Annotated in this window: 15 protein-coding genes; 10 read left to right on the top strand and 5 right to left on the bottom strand. The window is 34.8% G+C overall.

Annotated elements, in window-relative coordinates:
- Positions 1-15: 15 nt before the first annotated feature.
- The 3 genes from B3C18_RS23160 to B3C18_RS23150 are packed head-to-tail and all read right to left on the bottom strand — an operon-like array spanning position 16 to position 4,326.
- A complete protein-coding gene (locus B3C18_RS23160; protein ID WP_291152434.1) occupies positions 16-846 on the bottom strand; it encodes a hypothetical protein in 831 nt (276 codons plus the stop codon).
- Between the two features lie 8 nt (positions 847-854).
- On the bottom strand, positions 855-2,162 hold the full coding sequence (locus B3C18_RS23155; protein WP_291152432.1) for an AAA family ATPase: 1,308 nt from the start codon (positions 2,160-2,162) through the stop codon (positions 855-857).
- A 40-nt stretch (positions 2,163-2,202) separates the two neighbouring features.
- On the bottom strand, positions 2,203-4,326 hold the full coding sequence (locus B3C18_RS23150) for a Tex family protein (RefSeq protein ID WP_291152430.1): 2,124 nt from the start codon (positions 4,324-4,326) through the stop codon (positions 2,203-2,205).
- 152 nt (positions 4,327-4,478) lie between these two features.
- Here B3C18_RS23150 and B3C18_RS23145 point away from each other — a divergent pair, with 152 nt between their 5' ends.
- Positions 4,479-5,384 (top strand): CAP domain-containing protein, encoded by a 906-nt coding sequence (locus B3C18_RS23145; RefSeq protein WP_291152428.1) that lies wholly within the window; start codon positions 4,479-4,481, stop codon positions 5,382-5,384.
- Between the two features lie 6 nt (positions 5,385-5,390).
- Here the strand turns inward: B3C18_RS23145 and B3C18_RS23140 are convergent, their stop codons facing one another.
- Positions 5,391-5,861, bottom strand: coding sequence for a hypothetical protein (locus tag B3C18_RS23140; protein WP_291152426.1), 471 nt, complete (start codon positions 5,859-5,861; stop codon positions 5,391-5,393).
- Between the two features lie 215 nt (positions 5,862-6,076).
- Here B3C18_RS23140 and B3C18_RS23135 point away from each other — a divergent pair, with 215 nt between their 5' ends.
- The 9 genes from B3C18_RS23135 (at position 6,077) to gmk (ending at position 13,180) form a co-directional block, all read left to right on the top strand.
- The gene (locus B3C18_RS23135) at positions 6,077-6,757 is read left to right on the top strand and encodes a glycerophosphodiester phosphodiesterase (protein WP_291152424.1); all 681 of its coding nucleotides are present in this window, start codon (positions 6,077-6,079) and stop codon (positions 6,755-6,757) included.
- 148 nt (positions 6,758-6,905) lie between these two features.
- Positions 6,906-8,120, top strand: coding sequence for an aminotransferase class V-fold PLP-dependent enzyme (locus tag B3C18_RS23130; RefSeq protein ID WP_291152422.1), 1,215 nt, complete (start codon positions 6,906-6,908; stop codon positions 8,118-8,120).
- Between the two features lie 10 nt (positions 8,121-8,130).
- Entirely contained in the window at positions 8,131-8,544 is a 414-nt protein-coding gene (locus B3C18_RS23125) for a SufE family protein (RefSeq protein ID WP_291152420.1), read from the top strand.
- Between the two features lie 6 nt (positions 8,545-8,550).
- Positions 8,551-8,874, top strand: a complete 324-nt coding sequence (locus B3C18_RS23120; protein ID WP_291152418.1) for an SUF system Fe-S cluster assembly protein — start codon at positions 8,551-8,553, stop codon at positions 8,872-8,874.
- Positions 8,875-8,977: 103 nt separating this feature from the next.
- A complete protein-coding gene (locus B3C18_RS23115) occupies positions 8,978-9,475 on the top strand; it encodes a DUF2480 family protein (RefSeq protein WP_291152416.1) in 498 nt (165 codons plus the stop codon).
- Between the two features lie 10 nt (positions 9,476-9,485).
- Positions 9,486-9,908: an OsmC family protein gene (locus B3C18_RS23110; protein WP_291152414.1), complete on the top strand. Its 423-nt coding sequence runs from the start codon at positions 9,486-9,488 to the stop codon at positions 9,906-9,908.
- A gap of 10 nt (positions 9,909-9,918) precedes the next feature.
- A complete protein-coding gene (gene recJ / locus B3C18_RS23105) occupies positions 9,919-11,607 on the top strand; it encodes a single-stranded-DNA-specific exonuclease RecJ (protein ID WP_291152412.1) in 1,689 nt (562 codons plus the stop codon).
- A gap of 146 nt (positions 11,608-11,753) precedes the next feature.
- Entirely contained in the window at positions 11,754-12,611 is an 858-nt protein-coding gene (locus B3C18_RS23100) for a YicC/YloC family endoribonuclease (protein WP_291152410.1), read from the top strand.
- On the top strand, positions 12,611-13,180 hold the full coding sequence (gene gmk, locus B3C18_RS23095; RefSeq protein WP_291152408.1) for a guanylate kinase: 570 nt from the start codon (positions 12,611-12,613) through the stop codon (positions 13,178-13,180). Before B3C18_RS23100 ends, gmk begins: the two co-directional genes overlap by 1 nt.
- A gap of 224 nt (positions 13,181-13,404) precedes the next feature.
- Here gmk and B3C18_RS23090 read toward each other — a convergent pair whose 3' ends face one another.
- Positions 13,405-17,715, bottom strand: coding sequence for an Ig-like domain-containing protein (locus tag B3C18_RS23090; RefSeq protein ID WP_291152406.1), 4,311 nt, complete (start codon positions 17,713-17,715; stop codon positions 13,405-13,407).
- Positions 17,716-18,067: the final 352 nt, after the last annotated feature.

The raw sequence follows: 18,067 nt of genomic DNA, 5'->3' as shown, positions 1-18,067 counted from the left end.
CATGTTCTGATAATTTTAATATTCTCTAAATTCATTTTTAACTGCACATTTTATCATAGATGACCATTCTGAATCTAAATTTTGTGCATTATCAATAATATGCTTAAGTCCATTTAAAACTTGTAATCCTTCAGAATCTAATTCTTTTGTTTCTAACAGTTTTATTGTTCTATAAATCTTTGCCTTTTCTTGATAAAAGATTTCTCTTTCTTCAAAAAGTCTATTAATTCTAATTTTATGTTTTTTAGAATATTCTAGAGCGAATTCTTTTCCATGTTCAAGTGAACCAAAACCAAGGTAAGCAATTGTAATTTTACCTTTTTTCGTTTTTCCAAATGGTATACTTTCTCTATATTCTATTTCATCTTCCGGTTCATCTTGTGAGGGATGAACAAATAATGAAACTTCGTTATCGATTTCAAAATTATTTAATTGTGCTCTTGTTGATTCTACTTCAATTGGAAAAAAATCATTTTTAAAAATCTGATTACAAACTTGACAAGCTAAAAATACATTATCCCAATCATAAGCTAACCAAAAATATCCAGGATATAAACTGTTACCTTTAAAACTAGACGAATATGCTGCTTTGGGTCTAAAATGTTCTACATCACTATTACTTCTAGTACTTTTAGTTTCGCAGTAACAACATTTGTTTTTTTGAATACTTTCTAAAGTGTCTCGTACTATATCAGAATTATATATTGTACTGAAAGCTTCAAATTTTGATTCGCCAGAATTATATTTTGTTTTATTATTCGAATATTCTTCTAAATCAATTTTAGTTTGTGCCGAACCATTTTTAATTAATTTTTCAGGAGCTTCGTCCTTAACTATCTTTATCATAATGGAAACTATTTTTTTAATAGTTCAGCTGCTTTTTTAATCAATTCTTCTGCATCAATAGCTTCTTTAGACGTAAAAACAGGAGTATTATTAAGTTTTTGATTTAAAAAATCTAATCTTTCCTTATCAGAATCAGATAATTCATTCTTTAAAAGAATACTCGTTTTCTCATTTCTAATTTCTTCAAAAGCAATTGATTTTGAACTGCTTAATTCAAATAAATCTGAAGTTAATATTTGATCTATTCTCCAGCCTTTTACTTCATCAGGATCGTTATCAATAATTACTCTATCTCCTTCTTTTCTACAAACCACAATATTAGCTTTCTTATCTAACGCAGCTTGTACAATCAATGGACTGTGAGATGTTGCTATAAATTGTGCTTTAGGAAAATGTTGAGATAGTTTATCAATTACAGTCCGTTGCCATTTAGGATGTAAATGCAAATCAATTTCATCTATTAAAATAATTGCAGGTTCTTCTAGTGGATTATTGCTATTTGGATATTGTTCCATCATGTTGGAAGCTATATCAACAATCAAAGCTGTGAGCGTTTGATAACCAAAACTAAGATTTCTTAAACTTACCCATCCATAAGAAGTTTCTACCTCTAAAATAGGCTTGGAATTGTTCTCATCAATAGGCTTGGATTGAATATCTGAAACATCGGGTAAGATATCAATCAAAATCGTTTTTACCTTATTAAAATCGTTTTCAAATTTTTCTTTTGTAACTCCTTCAGATTTAATTGATGCCCATTCTTTTTGTAAAAACCATTCTTCAGCATTTATTAATTCTATAGAATCATTAAAAAGAGAAGTAATTTTATTTTCATTTATCTCTTTAGAAGATATGTTTTGATTTTTACTCATTCTTCTAGAAGCACCATACGATAAAAGGAAAACATTTGAAATTAATATGTTATATATTTTAATTGTATCATCAGTAATTGATACTGTGTTTGGAATTATTCCTTTTGTATTATTAAAAATTGAAAGTTTCACTTTAGTTGTTTGCGGTAAAACTCCCTTTTTAACATAATTGTCATAAGTAATAATAGGTATTTTCAATAATTTATCAGTATCCTTGTCAGTAATTAAAAGGTCATGATATGGCTGTATTCTATCTAAAACTCTTAATAAAGTAGTTTTTCCAGTACCATTATCTCCTAAAATAATAGTCCAAGGAGAATAATTTCCTTTCCCATTAGATAAATCTAAAGTTTGCTTGTCTTTAAAACAATTAACTCCTTCTAATTCTAAAGAATAGAAATAAGAATGATCTTTTTTATCTACAACATCTTTTTTATTTTCCATTTTCAATTTCAATTATTAACAAAAATACAAAGAATTTGTTTTACAAAACCATGGTTAATTGAATACGTTTTCGATCCTCATCAACCTCAGTAACTTTTACATCAACATGCTGATGCAATTTTACCACTTCGTTTACATCGCTTACAAAACCGGCTTTTAGTTGCGAAATATGAACTAATCCGCTTTCTTTGATTCCTATATCAACAAAACAACCAAAATTGGTGATGTTGTTGACAATACCAGGCAAAACCATGCCTGTTTTCAAATCTTTGATGGTTTTTACCGATGGGTCAAATTCAAATATTTTGGCAGATTTTCGGGGGTCTAAACCGGGTTTTTGCAATTCTTTTACAATGTCTTGCAAACCTAATAATCCAATTTCGGGCGTAATGTAATTTTCTAGATTGATTTGTTTGATTTTTTCAGCATTGCCAATCAGTTCGGGTAATTTAATTTTTAAGTCTTTGGCCATTTTTTCTACAATAGCATAGGCTTCGGGATGTACGGAGGAGTTGTCTAACGGATGTTCCGATTGTGGAATTCTAATAAATGCTGCGGCTTGCTGAAAGGCTTTTTTACCCAATCCGGTTACTTTATTCAATTCCTTTCGATTGGTGAAAGCACCATTTTCGGTGCGGTAGTGCACAATATTTTCGGCTACTTTTTCGCCAATGCCCGATACATATTGCAATAAATATTTACTAGCGGTATTGATGTTGACCCCTACTTTATTTACGCAACGCACCACCACCGCATCTAACGATTCTTTCAATTGGGTTTGATTTACATCGTGTTGGTATTGCCCCACACCTATGGCTTTAGGGTCAATTTTTACCAATTCTGCCAAGGGGTCAGACAAACGACGCCCAATGGAAACGGCCCCACGCACGGTAACATCATAATTTGGGAATTCGTCTCGCGCAATTTTACTGGCCGAATATACTGATGCGCCACTTTCGTTTACCATAAAAACCTGAATGGGCTTTTCAAAAGGTATCTTTTTGATAAAGAATTCCGTTTCACGAGCGGCAGTTCCGTTCCCAATTGAAATGGCGTCAATTTTATACGCATTCACCATCGAACGGATTTTTTTTATCGCGCCAGAAACATCATTTTGTGGGGCGTGCGGATAAATATTTTCGTTGTGTAATAAATCGCCTTTTTCGTCTAAGCACACTACTTTACAGCCACTTTTAAAACCAGGATCAAGAGCCAAAATACGTTTTTCACCCAAAGGTGGTTCTAATAATAATTGCCCTAAATTATTAGCAAAAACTTGTATGGATTGGGTGTCGGCTTTGTCTTTGCATTCTTGTAAAACTTCATTGGCAATAGCAGGTGATAACAATCTTTTGTAGCTGTCTTCAATTGCTAATACTAAATGAGGGGTAGTAGCGTTTTTCGCTTTGATGATATTTTGTTTGATGAAATCTAAAGCTTCTTCGGTTTCTACACCAATTTTCAGCTTGATAAAACCTTCGGTTTCAGCACGCAACATCGCCAATAATCGATGCGAAGCAGCTTTGCTCAAATTTTCTGACCAATCAAAATACTGTTTAAACTTTTGTGCTTCTTCTTTTTCTAAAGCGGTTTTCACCACTTTGGCGGTAATGTTCGCTTTCCGCTGAAACATTCTGCGGAGTTGCTTACGGATGTACAAATTTTCATTAATCCACTCCGCTACAATATCTCGTGCACCTTGTAAGGCATCGTCTTCGTTGGGTACATTTGCATTCAAATATCTAGAGGCTATCACTTCGATATTATCGGCATTTTGTGCCATCATGATTTTGGCTAGGGGTTCCAAACCGTTTTCACGAGCGGTATCGGCTTTGGTTTTTTTCTTCTTTTTATAGGGTAAATACAAATCTTCTAATTCGTTTACCTCAAAACAATTCACAATTTTTTGATTCAATTCAGGCGTTAACAAGCCTTGACTTTCAATCGCTTTTACAATCGCCTCTTTGCGTTTTACAATCGCTTCATAAGCTTTAAAAGCTTGTGCAATTTGCTCAATCACCACCTCGTCTAAATTTCCTGTCGCATCTTTGCGGTAACGGGCAATAAACGGAATCGTGCAATCGTTTTGCAACAATTCCAAGGTGTTTTGTATTTGTTTTTCCGAAACGGATATATGTTGAGCGATGTATTGTGTAGGGGTCATTTTTTTGAATTGTGAATGATGAATGGTGAATGGTGAATTCAAAGTTATAAAACTAATAACTATTTACTTTATAGTTTGAGATTCCAGATTTGAAATAAAAAACTGCGAACACTTTTCTTTTTTTGTAAATTGTAGCATTCAAAACCATAACCATGAAAAAAACTATTTTATTAACTGCTCTTTTTTTAACAATAATTGGATGTCAGAAAGATGAGGTTAACGAAACTTCGACTCCTAAAACAATGACTGCACGAGATAGTGCTGTTTATAACTATAATGAAGTTTATTTAAAGACGAATTTGACTAATTCAGGTTGGACAGGAAATATTTTAACATGTAATGCAGGAACAATTCCGACAACTACCCATGAAATGGTAGCGAAGAGAATCAATTATTTTAGAAATTTAGTTGGATTGCCTAAGATAGAAATGGATTTGTCTACTGATAAAGTAAAAGCATGTCAAGAAGCCGCTTTTATGATGCATGCAAATAACAAATTAAGTCATTTTCCTACAAGTGATTGGAAATGTTATACAGCAGATGGATATTTAGGCGCTACAAAATCAAATCTTTCAATCGGTTATAATTCAACTACTGCTATTTCAAATTTAATACAGGATGCTGGCACAACTAATGCTCCTGTAGGGCACCGCAGATGGCTTTTATATTCGAAAGCAAAATCATTTACTTCTGGATCCACGGGTTATACTTCTGCGGTATGGGTTCATAGTGATTTTGCAATAAAAAATTCTAAAGAATTTACGGCTTATCCCCATAGATATTTCCCTCAAAATTTAGTTTATAATCGATGGTCTTTTTCAATTTATGGAGCTATCTTTAATGATGCAAAAGTTGTTATGACTGGTCCGTCAGGAAATGTAGCATTAAGTATTGTTAGCAATTCAGGTCCAGCTTACGGTGATAATACAATAGTTTGGGAACCAACAGGTATTGTAAAAAACAGTACCGAAGATGTAAAGTATACCGTAACTGTTTCTGGAATCAAGAATGCTTCTAAAACTTCGTATACTTACGAAGTAATTATAATAAAGCCATAATTAGAATTACCTCAAAATAATCCCATCACCTAAATTCATTAACACCCCTTTACGTCCTATGTGGTTTTTACTTAAATAGTTTTTTAACCAAGCTTGTTGGTCTTTTAAGTTTTTTTCTATGCTCTTGATGTCTTTGCTTAAACTTTGAACATTGATTTTTAATTGTCCTTCGGGCTTTTGAATTTGACTTAATTTAGTTTGGGCACTCGCACTCATTTTTAAGCCGTTATCAATCATTTTTTGAATGTCGGCATCGGATTTTTCGGGTTTGAAATTTTTGTTTCGGAAGTTAACAAAGGCGTTATAACTTTTTACCGCCTTGTTGTAGTCTATTAGTGAATGGTTGAATTGTTCAAACTTCATCGTTTCTGTTTCAATCTCTGATAGTTCAGACGAAACATTGTTGCTGGGTGTATTTTGTGCTTGTATAAGGTTGAGCCACAAAAGCACAACAATTACAAAAAGTTGTTTAATCATTGGGTTGGGGGTTGATTTTGAATTCCGCTAAAGTATAAATTTTCACTAATGACAACCAATGCTTTCTAAATCAATTTGATTTCTTAACTCAAACATAATTTTTAATCAAAGTTCAATTTAAATAAGAACCAGTTTTTTGTCTTTAAAAATAAAACATGAGGTTACTGTATATTTTATGCGCAGTATGTATTTTGGGCTGTAAAACCAACAGCAAAATGTTAAACATTGGTCACCGCGGCGCCATGGGGCATGAAACTGAAAACACCGTAGCTTCTGTAAAAAAAGCCTTGGAGTTGGGTGTAGATATGATTGAAATTGATGTATTTGTATTAAAATCGGGCGAAGTAGTGGTTTTTCATGATGAAACGCTAGATTCTTTAACGGATGCTAAAGGTCGCATTGAAGAATATACTTTTGATGATTTAAAAAAAGTAAGGGTAAAAGGCAATCACGCTATTCCGACCCTGCAAGAAGTACTTGAAATTATAGCTAAAAAAGTGCCTTTGAATATTGAATTGAAAGGAAAAAACACCGCTTTACCTACTCAACAAATAGTGTCTAATTATTTAAAGAATGGCTGGAAAAAGTCTGACTTTGTGATTTCCAGTTTTTTGTGGGACGAATTAAAAGCATACAGGCAGTTGGATTCCGAACAAGCTATTGCAGTTTTAACCGAAGAAAACCCTGTAGACGCCTTGCCAATAGCAAAGCAATTAAATGCTGTAGCTATAAATCCATGGTTTAAAAATCTAACACAAGAACAAGTTCAAACTATACAAAATCAAGGTTTTAAGATTTATACTTACACGGTTAACGACCCCGCCGATATTCAAAAAATGCGGGATTGGGGCGTTAATGGTGTTTTTTGTAATTATCCGGAAAGGGTAAGGTTTTAGATTCTAATTAAATACGAATGACTAGGGAAACGCCCCATTGATTTTAATAATGTGTTTATACAGTATTTCGATTAAATTCAAATTTAATTTATACTGATTTTAAATAAACATAGTTTAAATTTGCCTTTCATGATTTTGACTTTCGTTTATGTTCGATATAAATAAAATAAGAGCCGATTTTCCGATACTTAACCAACAGGTGAATGGTAAGCCTTTGGTGTATTTTGACAATGCGGCTTCGTCTCAAAAACCCGTTCAGGTAATTGATGCCATTTCGGAATATTATTCTACAATTAACGCAAACATTCACCGTGGGGTACACACCTTAAGTCAAAAAGCAACGGATGCTTACGAGGTAGCACGCGAAACGGTTCGAGCACATATTAATGCGAAACATACTCACGAAGTGTTATTTACTTCTGGGACTACTTTTGGAATTAATTTAGTAGCCAATGGTTTCACAGCTTTTGTAAAATCAGGTGACCAAGTGATGATTTCTGCCTTAGAACACCACAGTAACATTGTGCCTTGGCAAATGTTGTGTGAAAGAACAGGTGCGGATTTGGTGGTGATTCCGATGAATGAAAATGGAGAATTAATTTTAACCGAGTTTGACCGTTTGTTGTCAGACAAAGTAAAAATAGTAGCAGTCAATCATATTTCAAATGCGTTAGGAACTATAAATCCGATTAAATATATCATTGAAAAAGTCCATGCGGTAGGTGCTGCCGTTTTAATTGATGGTGCTCAATCTACCCCGCATTTACGCCCCGATGTGCAAGCTTTAGATTGTGATTTTTACGCTTTTTCAGGACATAAAATTTGTGGGCCAACAGGTACTGGAATCTTATACGGTAAAGAAGAATGGTTGCGTAAATTACCCCCATACCAAGGCGGTGGCGAAATGATTGCTACGGTTACGTTTGCCAAAACTACCTACGCTGATTTGCCCCATAAATTTGAAGCAGGAACTCCGCACATCGAAGGAGGAATCGTATTGGGTAAAGCCATTGATTATTTAAATCAAATTGGATTTGAAAATATTGCGGCTTACGAACAAGAATTATTGGAGTACGGAACAACTGAACTTTCAAAAATAGAAGGCTTAAAAATTTACGGAACTGCTCAAGAAAAAGCTTCGGTCATTTCATTTAATTTGGCAGGAATTCACCCATACGATGTTGGGGTTATTTTAGATAAATTAGGTATTGCGGTAAGAACGGGTCATCATTGTACACAACCGATTATGGATTATTTTGGGATTCCGGGAACCATCAGAGCTTCGTTTGCCTTTTACAATACCAAAGAAGAAATTGATAGCTTAGTAGCGGGAGTAAAAAAAGCACAACAAATGCTTTCTTAAAAAAAGAAAAATGATCATTAAAGAAATACAAAACGAAATAGTTGACGAGTTTGCTGGTTTTGACGACTGGATGGAACGCTACGAATATATTATTGAATTGGGTAAAAGTTTACCTTTTATAAAAGAAGAGTATAAAACAGAAGACAATTTAATTAATGGTTGCCAATCTAAAGTTTGGTTACATGCCGAAAAAAAAGGTGATGTAATAGAATACACTGCCGATAGTGATGCTATTTTAACCAAAGGGATTGTGGCGATTTTGATTCGGGTGTTCAATCACCAAACCCCGCAAGCTATTTTAGAAGCAGATACGGATTTTGTGGATGAAATTGGCTTAAAAGAACACTTGTCGCCTACCCGTGCCAATGGTTTGGTTTCGATGATAAAAAAAATAAAAATGTACGCGTTGGCGTATTCAAAATAAAAAATTATGGAAGAATTTTTAGATACTAATTTATTAGGAGAGCAAATCGTTTCGGTTTTAAAAGGGATTTACGACCCAGAAATCCCCGTGGATATTTACGAGTTGGGATTGATTTACGATGTGATGGTAAGCGAAGATTCCGAAGTTAAAATTTTAATGACTTTAACTTCGCCTAACTGCCCTGTGGCGGAAACCCTTCCAAAAGAAGTGGAAGAAAAAGTAAAAGCCATCAACGGAATCAAAGACGTAATTGTAGAAATTACTTTTGACCCACCTTGGACCAAAGATTTAATGAGTGAAGAAGCAAAGTTGGAGTTGGGAATGCTTTAGTCAGATGTTAGACTTTAGATATGATATTTCAGATTTTTTATTAAATAATTTTTAATGTCTAATATCTAAAGTCTAAAATCTAACATCTAAAATCTATAAAAAAATGGAAATTGTAAATCGTGTAGCCAATAGTTCCTTAGAAGTTTTTGACTTAGAAGATTACTATGTCAATGGCGAGCGTGTGCTTATTGATGTGAGTCAGTGGTTGTTTGAAGGTTTTATTTTGAAGGAAAAAGATTTCAGAGAAACCTTAAGTAATTTTGATTGGAGTGTTTACCAAAATAAATTGGTGGCGTTGCATTGTGCTACCGATGCTATTTTACCCGCTTGGGCATTTATGCTGGTGAGTTCATACGTGTCTAAAGAAGCTAAAAAAGTAGTTCATGGTTCGTTAGCTGATTTAGAAATGGCCTTGTATTATAGTGCCTTAGAAACTATTGATTTTAGTGTTTACCAAAATAAACCCGTAATTATAAAAGGTTGTTCTAAAAAACCTGTACCACAACAAGCTTACAGTTGGGTGCTTCAAAAATTACAACCATTTGCAAAAAGTATCATGTATGGCGAAGCCTGTTCGGCAGTGCCTATTTATAAAAAATAAAAACTGAATTATGGCAGATAAAATTACTACCCAATGGGTAAGCGGAGTAGCTTTTGAATCAGAAAATCCTTCAGGAATTATGGTTCCCATTGATGGCGCACAAGAAATAGGCGGAGAAGGCAAAGGATATCGTCCTAAGGCTTTAATGCTTTCAGCTTTAGCAGGATGTTCAGGCATTGACATTGCTATGCTAATAAAAAAAATGCGTTTAGAAGTAGATACTTTTAAAATAGACGTAGTCGGAGAATTAACCGAAGAAAATCCAAAATATTACCACAAAGTGGACGTGATTTTCCATTTTTATGGAGCTAATTTAGATGCCGATAAAATTCAAAAAGTGGTGAATTTGTCTGTGGAAAAATATTGCGGCGTAATGGAAATGTTTCGCAAATTTGCACAAGTATCTACCCAAATAGAATATCACCAATCTTAAAAAATAAAAAATGCGTTGGAATTTATTACCCAAGCCCAATGAGGCTCTAGTAGCATCATTAACAAAGGACTTGGGTGTAGAACCACTCATTGCCGAATTATTAGCAAATCGAGGTATTACTGCTTACGCCGAAGCTAAAAAGTTTTTTAGACCCAGCCTAGATGATTTGCATGATCCATTCTTAATGCAAGATATGGAACAGGCGGTACAGCGCATCGAACAAGCTTTTCAACGCCAAGAAAACATACTTGTTTTTGGAGATTACGACGTAGATGGCACTACCGCAGTAGCCTTGATGTCGTCTTACTTAAAAACACATACCGAAAATGTTTTAACCTATATTCCTGACCGATACAACGAAGGGTATGGGGTTTCAAAACAAGGTATAGACTATGCCGACGATAATGATTGTGCATTAATCATTGCGTTAGATTGCGGGGTAAAATCGATTGAATTAGTTGAATACGCTTCCACAAAAAATATTGACTTTATCATTTGTGACCACCACTTACCGGGGTTGGAATTGCCCCAAGCCGTTGCCGTTTTAGATCCCAAAAGAGCAGACTGTAATTATCCTTATAAAGAATTGTGTGGTTGTGGAGTAGGCTTTAAATTGATTCAAGCGATAGCACAAAAAAGAAATCAACCGTTACAAGATTTAGTTCCTTACTTGGATTTAGTCGCTACGGCTATCGGAGCTGATATTGTTCCTATTAACGGAGAAAACCGCATACTGGCTTATTATGGTTTACAAATCATTAACAGCGAACCCAGAATGGGCATCAAAGCTATTTTTGGAGAAAAAAAGAAAACCTATTACGACATTGCCGATGTGGTTTTTACCGTAGCGCCAAGAATCAATGCCGCAGGCAGAATCAAACACGGAGATTATGCGGTGGCATTACTTACGCAAACTGATTTTATCGAAGCAAAAAAACTGGCCAAAGAAATCGAATTGTTTAATGCCGATAGACGAGAATTCGATAAAAACATTACCGAAGAAGCCTTACAACAAATCATAGATAATCAAGAAGAAAACACCCACGCCACCGTTGTTTATAGCGAAACTTGGCACAAAGGCGTGATTGGCATTGTGGCTTCTAGATTAATTGAAACTTATTACCGTCCTACTTTAGTTTTCACTAAAAGTGGTGATTATTTAGCAGCATCGGGGCGTTCTGTTCCTGGTTTTAATTTGTATCAAGCTTTACACGAATGCAAGGATTTCATGATTCAATTTGGGGGACACGAAGCCGCTGCGGGTTTAACTTTATTGCCTGAAAATTATTTGGCCTTTAAAAAGCGTTTTGAGCAAGTAGTCGCCCAACAAATTCAGCCCCATCAATTAGAACCTGAAATCAACGTGGAAAACACTTTAGAGTTCCACCAAATCACGCCTAAATTAATTAGGATTTTAAAACAATTTGCGCCCTACGGGCCTCAAAATCCAACACCGATTTTTTTAACCAAAAATGTAAGAGACACAGGTTTTGGCAAATGCATAGGCGATGGTTCGCATCTTCATTTATTTTTAAAAAATCACGACTCCCAAGGTTTTTCAGCCATCGGTTTTCATTTAGGAGATCACTTAAGCAAACTTAAAAATCAAACTTCTTTTAGTGTGGTTTATTCCATAGATGAAAATGACTGGAACGGAAAAAGTACCGTTCAATTACGATTGAGGGGTGTTAAGGTTTAAGGAGAAGTAAATTGTGAATTATGAGTTGTGAATTATGAATTTTTAATCGCGCAACCTTACAAAACCTTCAAACAAAAAACCACTACCTAAAACCTAACACCCAAAACCAACAAAATAATTACCTTTACAACTTTATTTTAGAAAATATGATTCTATCCATGACAGGTTTTGGGAAAGCTTCTTTACAGCTTTCTGGTAAAAAAATAACCGTAGAGGTTAAATCGTTAAATAGTAAAGGATTGGACTTGAATGTGCGTATTCCTGCGCCTTTCCGAGAAATGGAATTGACTTTACGTAATCGTATTGCTGCACTTTTGGAACGTGGAAAAGTTGATTTTTCGATTTATTCAGAAAGCACCGCAGATGAATCTTCTTCTAAAATCAATACGGGAATTATTACAGGTTATATGAATCAATTGCGTGAATTAGCAAAAGCTACCGATGCAGAATTGCTTCAAATGGCAGTTCGTATGCCCGATGCGTTTAAAACGGAACGAGAAGAAATGAACGAAGAGGAATGGAAACAAATTATTCCAGTGATTGACGAAGCTTTACAAAACATAGTTACTTTCAGAAAAAATGAAGGTGCCGTTCTCGAAAAAGAATTTATAGGTCGTATAGAAAATATTCGAAAATTCATGAATGAAGCCATTGCTTTAGATCCTGAACGAGTGACTTTGATTAAAGATAAACTACAAACCGCCATTACAGAATTAAAAGCCAATGTGGATGAAAATCGCTTTGAACAAGAATTGATTTATTACCTAGAAAAACTAGATATTACCGAAGAAAAAGTACGTTTAAACAACCACTTAAATTACTTTTTAGAAACCTTACAGGGCAACGAGGCTAACGGAAGAAAATTGGGGTTTATTTGCCAAGAAATCGGCAGAGAAATCAATACCATGGGTTCCAAGTCTAATCATGCAGGCATGCAAAAATTAGTAGTTCAAATGAAAGATGAACTAGAAAAAATTAAAGAGCAAGTTTTAAACGTTTTGTAATGAGTACTGGTAAATTAATCGTTTTTTCCGCGCCTTCGGGTTCAGGTAAAACTACTTTGGTAAAGCATTTATTATCTAAAGAAGAATTAAAATTGGCGTTTTCCATTTCGGCAGCTTCACGCAGTCCTAGGGAAGGGGAAATCAATGGAAAGGATTATTATTTTATTTCGGCAGAAGAGTTTCAAAAACGGATTCAAAACAACGAATTTGTGGAATATGAAGAAGTTTATGCCAATAATTACTACGGCACTTTAAAAAGTGAGCTACAACGCCTGTGGGACGAAGGCAAAAACATCATTTTTGACATTGACGTAATAGGTGGTTTGAATATTAAAAAACAATTTCCAGAACAAACGTTAGCTGTTTTTGTACAGCCACCCTCTAAAGAAGAATTAGAAAGACGTTTGCGCACCCGACAAACCGAAAGTGAAGAAAAAATACAAATGCGTTTGGCTAAAGCCGAAAAAGAATTAAGCGTAGCCCCACAATTCGATATCATTTTACAAAACTTTGATTTAGAAGTCGCCAAAGCAGATGCTTATGGATTGATTAGTGAGTTTGTTTCTTAGTGCTTTTTGTTTCAAGTTGTTTAGTTTTTGACTTCAACCTACAAACCCAATTTAAGTAAATAGAAAACTAGTGAAGTAAACAAGAAAAACCTGACCCGAGCGATAGCGAACGGGCGAAGCAAACAAAATAAACTTGAAACAGCGAAGCGATAAAACTTGAAACAAAAAACCCATGACGAGAGTCATGGGTTTTTCAATAAATAACCTTTGGTTGGGTAGGTAGGTTATTCTACAATTATCTTTTTAGTTTCTACACCACTAGCAGATTGTGCTTGCACGATGTATGTGCCAGAACTCAATCTTAAGTTTTGTGCATTGAACTCTTTTTGCAACACCGTAGTTTGGAAACTTTCGGTGTACAATAATTGTCCGGTTAAACTGTAAATATTTAAGTTGATACTTTCTTCTTTGCCTGTTGAGTAATTCACGGTAAAGTTGCTTGAAACTGGATTTGGACTCACTGTGAATACTTTTTCAGCTTCTTCAACTACCTCAACGGCTTCTTTTGATGCTACAGGCATATTATCAGTAATGGAAACGGTATTTCCGTTAGCATCTAACAATACCCAAACATTTTTAGAATAATATTTATAATCTACCGTTTGTTTGTCTGAATATCTGAATAAGAATCCAAATTGGGATTTAGCCACTGGATAAGAGTACCATCCTGAACCTGTTATGGTCATGTTTGGTAAGTTATTTGGCCAATTGCTAGAATTTGTAATTCCTACATCAATCCCTGTTTCTTTACTCCAAACATGGATTTTAGGGTTTTGTTGTGTTGGACTTTGTCTTTTTACAAAAATGGTAAATCCAACAGGAGGCGTAACTGTAACTTCTGAAATTGCTGTAAACCCTCCATCAACGGTAGTAGCGGTAATGGTTGCATTACCTATAGCAACAGCTGTTACAACCCCTGAATTGCTAACTGTAGCAACAGCTGTATTACTAGAAGACCAGCTTACATTTTTATTAGAAGCATTACTTGGTAATACGGTAGCAGTAAGCGATTGGGTAGTTCCAACAGATAAAGACACTGTTGATGCACTTACACTTACACTTTGAGTAGGAACAATTACATCAGGATTAGTAAAACTAGGTGTTCCGATTATGTTTCCATTTGCATCTAAAGAAATCCAAACATTTTGATTAAAATATTTAAAATCAGCAGATTGAGAAGTTCCGTATCTGAATAAAACACCTAATTGGGTTTTGTTAACTGTATATGTAAACCAACCATTAGTGCCAGCAGTCATATTTGGCAAATTATTAGGCCAGTTACTTGAATTTGTAACTCCTATATCAATACCTGTTTCTTTGCTCCAAACGTGGATTTTAGGCGTAGCCGTTGCATTGGCTCTTTTTACACTGATGGTGATTCCTTGAACAGGAGTAACTGTAATTTGAGCAGATGCTGAAAAACCTCCATCAACTGTCGTAGCTGTAATCACTGCATTTCCAACAGACAAAGCCGTAACGGTTCCTGAATTATTTACAGAAGCTATTGTTGCATTGCTTGAAGTCCAAATAACATTTTTGTTAGATGCATTTACTGGAAAAACCGAAGCAGTTATGATATGTGTACTATTTACAGCTAATGAAACCGTTTGTGTTGTAATAGTTATTCCTTCTACAGGAATTGATTTTACATTAATTTGAGATGTAGCAGTGAATCCACCATCAACTGTAGTGGCAGTAATTGTGGCATTACCTACAGCAACACCTGTTACAACACCTGTGTTATTAACTGTAGCTACTGAATTATTACTTGATGACCATGTTATATTTTTATTAGAAGCATTACTTGGTAATACGGTAGGCGTTATTGTTACGCTTCCTCCTAATGAAACCTCAAAACTAGATGGATTTATATTTACACTTTGTGCAGGAATAATTATATCTGGATTGGTAAAACTAGGTGTTCCGATAATATTTCCGTTTGCATCTAAAGAAATCCAAATGTTTTTATCAAAATATTTAAAATCTGGAGTTTGTTTTGAAGCATATCTAAACAAAACTCCTACTTGTGTTTTATTTACGGCATAAGTAAACCAACCGTTAGTGCCAGCAGTCATATTTGGTAAATTTGCAGGCCAGTTGCTTGGATTTGTTACCGATATATCTTTTCCTGTTTCTTTACTCCAAACATGGATTTTAGGATTTTCGGTTGAACCCGCTCTTTTAACATTAATAACAACTCCCGGAGGCGTATTTACTGTAACTTCTGATAATGCAGTAAATCCTCCATCTTCAGATGTCGTGGTTATAATTGCGTTACCTTGTGTAATAGCTGATATCACTCCCGTTGCGCTTACCGTTGCAACCGATTCGTTATTTGAAGTGTAAATTAACTTTTTATTGGTGGCATTACCTGGCGTGATTAAAGTAGTTAAGGTGTACGTTCCTCCTGTTAACATAGTTACAGCTGGAGAAGTTGTCTCAATACTTGTTACCACTATAGGACTTACATTTATAGTTGATGTGGCAGTAAAAGAACCATCTACTGATGTGGCAGTTATCACAACTTCGCCTGCTCCTGTACCTGTAACTAAACCTGCGGTACTAACCGTAGCTATATTGTTATCGCTTGAAGTCCAATTCACACTTTTGTTAGTTGCGTTTGCGGGTAAAACGGTAGCGGTTAATTGTTGTGTTCCGCCTACTAAAATTGATGCGGTTGTAGGACTCACCGACACACTAGCCACTGGGGTAGGTATAAAATTATTTTCTGCCCCTGGACTTCCTTCATTAGTAGTAGATGTAAACCAATTACTGCCTAATGAATTATCTAAGGTTGCATTAATCAATTCTAAAGATTTTGCATTTCCTTTTGCATTAGGCCATGGAGCTTTATCTGAATAAACAACCTTATCTATAGTTTCTCCAAAAGGAGCCGATAAAGTTAAAGTTTGACTAGTGTTATTTAAGTTTAAAGCATATTGTCCAAATGGAGCAAAACCGTATTTTGCTTCAAAGGTAGTTGCATTACTGGCTAAAACTATAATTTGCCCAGGAGCTAGTGTAGTGTTTGGCGGAAACTGATATCCTAATCCAACCCCTCTAAAATACACTCCGGTTAAATCTGCTACTGTTGAGCCTGCATTTTTAATTTCTATAAATTCTTGCGCGTCTGCATTTGTAAAAGCTGTCGAAGCCTTTGGACTATACATAATTTCGTTAATTACAACATTTGGAAGTGTAGTGTTAACACATCCTGTAAAACTACCCAAAGTAGTTGTCATCCATGCTGAACGCTGAGAAATAAAATTCTTTAAATAAGTAATTTCTTCGTTAAATGATTTTCTTTTAAACGGCATTTCTGTTCCCCATCTTTCATAGTCACGAGCTGTAGCAGCTTGAATAATAACTGCAGTAGAATCTATAAAATTATGTAAGTAAGCAACATTTAAAGGTTTATTTGGCGCAGATAATTCATTAAATCTTTTAGCCATGTAACAACGATAAGTTGATCTGTTATATAAGTCTTTAAAGAATTTAGGTCCTTGGTTATCGGAATTGTTAAACTGCCATTGATTTAAAACACTTCTTCCGGGTACCGCTCCATCAAACAACATGTCGGTTCCAAAACCTAAATTAAAATCCCAAACTGGACCAGCAATTAATTTACCTCCACGATCTTTATAAAATTTTGTACTAAAGGTATAAACATCGCAACTTGAACCTAATTCTCCTACAATCATATAATCAATAAAAGAAGGAACATCAATTACAGAAGGGTAACCTGTACCTGCATCTGAATCGGTTGCTTTACTTTCTAAATCTCTGAAAACGGATTCTATATAAGCGTTTTGTTCAGGAACAATTTCCTCTGGCTTTGGCGTAATATGAACAAAATTTTGAGCGCCCGAAATATAACTTTCCATTGACCAAGCGGGCACCATTCCTGGGTCAGGTCTGTCAACTTCTGTTAAATATCCGCCAGTTAAATTAATTCCACTAACATCTGTAGGTTCAATTTTGGAAACACCTACTCTTTTTCGTTTTGGTTTCTCTTGTAGAATATACAAACCTCTGTAATCTCCATTAACTACAACTTCACAATATACTGTGCTAACAGCATAATTACCCATCTTTCTAGCCAAATTATAAGCAATAAAATCATGCATCATACTTGGGTCAAACGATAAATTGTTTAAAATCCAATCGTCTCCTTTTGAAATACCTAACAACGAAACTTCTACCGTTTTTAAATCATCTGCCGTCATGGTATCAAAACCATAAGGTTTTTTATCTGGAATTTGAGAAGTATTCCCTCTAAATTCAATTCCGATTCTACCCGAATAATTTATAAATGCAGGATTATCTACATCAGTTAAAAAATTGGTTTGACCAGCACCCCGATCAATAATTTTTATAGAACCAGGCACTTTCGGTTCGTCAACAATATCGATTCCACCATCGGTGGTAATCACAACAATTGGTAAATTACTGCTGGTAAATTGAGCAGAAACATACCCAGTTATTAACAACATAAGCACTATGCTTATCCTGCTAAAGGCTAAGTGAATTTTCATATTTTTAAAGGATTTTATTATTTATGCAAATATCGGATTTACAATACTTTACTAGTAAAATAAGTTACTAACAGCGGTTTTTCCCATAAGTGGGCGATATTTGTCATAAGTGGGCGATATTTGTCATAAGTGGGAAAAACCGCTTCCTAAAAAAAAGTTATTAACAATCAAAATTTACTCATTTTTGCAAAAAAACGTCAGATTTATAAATTTTGTTTGCTTCGCCCGTTCGCTATCGCTCGGGTCAGGTTTGTTTTGTTTCAAGTTGTTTAGTTTTTGACTTCAACCAACAAACCAAATTTAAGTAAATAGAAAACTAATGAAGTAAACAAAAAAAACTTGAAACAAAAAA

Source organism: Flavobacterium sp. UBA7680 (genome assembly GCF_002482975.1).
GTDB lineage: Bacteria > Bacteroidota > Bacteroidia > Flavobacteriales > Flavobacteriaceae > Flavobacterium.
This window is presented reverse-complemented; position numbering and strand designations above follow the sequence as displayed.

Bases quoted from the DNA above. Each gene is read 5' to 3' on its own strand.
- gmk (WP_291152408.1), top strand. From the start codon at position 12,611: ATGAGTACTGGTAAATTAATCGTTTTTTCCGCGCCTTCGGGTTCAGGT.
- B3C18_RS23115 (WP_291152416.1), top strand. From the start codon at position 8,978: ATGGAAATTGTAAATCGTGTAGCCAATAGTTCCTTAGAAGTTTTTGAC.
- B3C18_RS23125 (WP_291152420.1), top strand. From the start codon at position 8,131: ATGATCATTAAAGAAATACAAAACGAAATAGTTGACGAGTTTGCTGGT.
- B3C18_RS23130 (WP_291152422.1), top strand. From the start codon at position 6,906: ATGTTCGATATAAATAAAATAAGAGCCGATTTTCCGATACTTAACCAA.
- B3C18_RS23160 (WP_291152434.1), bottom strand. From the start codon at position 846: ATGATAAAGATAGTTAAGGACGAAGCTCCTGAAAAATTAATTAAAAAT.
- B3C18_RS23155 (WP_291152432.1), bottom strand. From the start codon at position 2,162: ATGGAAAATAAAAAAGATGTTGTAGATAAAAAAGATCATTCTTATTTC.
- recJ (WP_291152412.1), top strand. From the start codon at position 9,919: ATGCGTTGGAATTTATTACCCAAGCCCAATGAGGCTCTAGTAGCATCA.
- B3C18_RS23120 (WP_291152418.1), top strand. From the start codon at position 8,551: ATGGAAGAATTTTTAGATACTAATTTATTAGGAGAGCAAATCGTTTCG.
- B3C18_RS23110 (WP_291152414.1), top strand. From the start codon at position 9,486: ATGGCAGATAAAATTACTACCCAATGGGTAAGCGGAGTAGCTTTTGAA.
- B3C18_RS23090 (WP_291152406.1), bottom strand. From the start codon at position 17,715: ATGAAAATTCACTTAGCCTTTAGCAGGATAAGCATAGTGCTTATGTTG.
- B3C18_RS23150 (WP_291152430.1), bottom strand. From the start codon at position 4,326: ATGACCCCTACACAATACATCGCTCAACATATATCCGTTTCGGAAAAA.
- B3C18_RS23100 (WP_291152410.1), top strand. From the start codon at position 11,754: ATGATTCTATCCATGACAGGTTTTGGGAAAGCTTCTTTACAGCTTTCT.
- B3C18_RS23140 (WP_291152426.1), bottom strand. From the start codon at position 5,861: ATGATTAAACAACTTTTTGTAATTGTTGTGCTTTTGTGGCTCAACCTT.
- B3C18_RS23145 (WP_291152428.1), top strand. From the start codon at position 4,479: ATGAAAAAAACTATTTTATTAACTGCTCTTTTTTTAACAATAATTGGA.
- B3C18_RS23135 (WP_291152424.1), top strand. From the start codon at position 6,077: ATGTTAAACATTGGTCACCGCGGCGCCATGGGGCATGAAACTGAAAAC.